1 protein-coding gene is annotated in these 1,543 nt (G+C 57.6%); it reads right to left on the bottom strand.

The window, feature by feature from the left end:
• Positions 1 to 129: 129 nt before the first annotated feature.
• The gene (locus ACVW0B_RS14310) at positions 130 to 1,182 is read right to left on the bottom strand and encodes a CsgG/HfaB family protein (RefSeq protein WP_011432168.1); all 1,053 of its coding nucleotides are present in this window, start codon (positions 1,180 to 1,182) and stop codon (positions 130 to 132) included.
• Positions 1,183 to 1,543 lie beyond the last annotated feature (361 nt).

Below are 1,543 nucleotides of genomic sequence, written 5' to 3'. Positions count from 1 at the left end.
TAAACAGAAAGATCAACTGGTAGTAATCCGTACTGAACATATTATACATTATTTTCAGTATAGTTGAGCTTATTATTGACTAGAGTCATGCTCCCATCGAGGGATCCTGAGGATAGGGCTTGGGAAAGCTCATTGGACAGGCTTGGCCACATCCCCAACCTTGAAGCCTGCCCCGCTGAGAATGCGTCCCACACTGGAGCTGTCATCCACCTCCGTCAGTTGGACCTGTCCGGCTGGCTCAGTCAATTTGCGCAAGACTGTCCCCGTGGCCGGATCCTTCACCTCGCGGACGACGCGCTCCACAGAAAGAATCAATCCCACCCGATAGCCATCGCGGCTGCCCTTGTTCAGGATCACCTGGTTGCCGTAGACATCCGCCACCAAGGCGTCAACCGTTGGCAGAGAGCGAGGCTGAGCTGCCAAGCGCCCGGCAAAACCGGCCAACTGCTGGGCAATTTGCTCCACCGCTTGTTGGCTTGCCAATACCAACAGCTTCTCTTCGTTGCTGGTGGCGGATCCCCCGCCAAAGCCGGCAACCGTGACCGTGCTATCCGACTGGCTGGCGTTGCCTTTGCCCTCGACCACGGCCAAGATCTCGGCAGTACTGGTGCTCACCAAGCGGGCATTCAGCTGCACGTTGGCATCGGCATCCACTGACTCAGCCCCCACCGCCAGCGGGAAGCTGCCGAAGGGAGTTAAGACCGGTGCCCCACCCCCAGAACGGCGCACAGACACATCAAACTGGGTCACACTGCCGAGGATCACCGCATCGACCCCTAGGATCCGGCCTACCTGAGCAGCGGTGTTGGCATCCAGTCGACCGGATAGACCCAGGTTCTGCTCGGCCAAGATCGCGTCCAGCCGCGAGCGCTCGATGACGGAAAAGGTGCCATCTCTCACCAGCCGATCCACCAACAGGTCGCTCACCCCCCGAGAAGCCTCGCGGAAGCTGTAGGGATTGCTGAGGCTGCTGAAATCAAAGTCCAAGACTGCAATCCGAGGACGGGATGTGGGTTGCGGCGCTTGTCCCACCTGTCTGGGGGCAGAGAGGGTGCAGCGAATGTCTTGGGGAAATTGCTGGCAGAGGGCTGGATTGGCGGATTGGGCCACCACCGGGATCCCTGTCCAGCCTAGGCTTACCAAAGGGATCCCGAACAGCAAAACGGAAGAGAGGTTGCGCATGGTTAAACGATCTCCTAGATCTGGGAAGTGGCCACAGTTACTCTCAGCTTGCACCCAAAAGAGCTTCAGGGCGGTGACCGGTATCACCTGGCAGCTAAGGGCTAAGGATCCTGACGTCGCCTGTTCCTAGAAGATGCCCTACACTCTACCGACTACAAGGTTGTTGAAAAAAGGGATTGAGAAGGTTTGTATAGAAGAGTTGACAAATCTCAACCCTGTTGAGCAAAGGTACTCGCTCTCTGCAATTGACATCCTCCCCGGCCTTTAGGCCGGAGATTCCTACCACGCTACGCATGGATGGCTCCTTGCGCAGTCGTCTCGGCGGGTTCCTGCTTCCGACCGCCCGTGCAGTTCGATCCAC

This window comes from Thermostichus sp. MS-CIW-23 (assembly GCF_054059455.1).
The sequence above is the reverse complement of the archived record's forward strand: the minus strand, read 5'-3'. Positions and strand labels throughout refer to the sequence as shown.

Coding starts and splice junctions, on each gene's coding strand:
- ACVW0B_RS14310 (WP_011432168.1), bottom strand. CDS start 1,182: ATGCGCAACCTCTCTTCCGTTTTGCTGTTCGGGATCCCTTTGGTAAGC.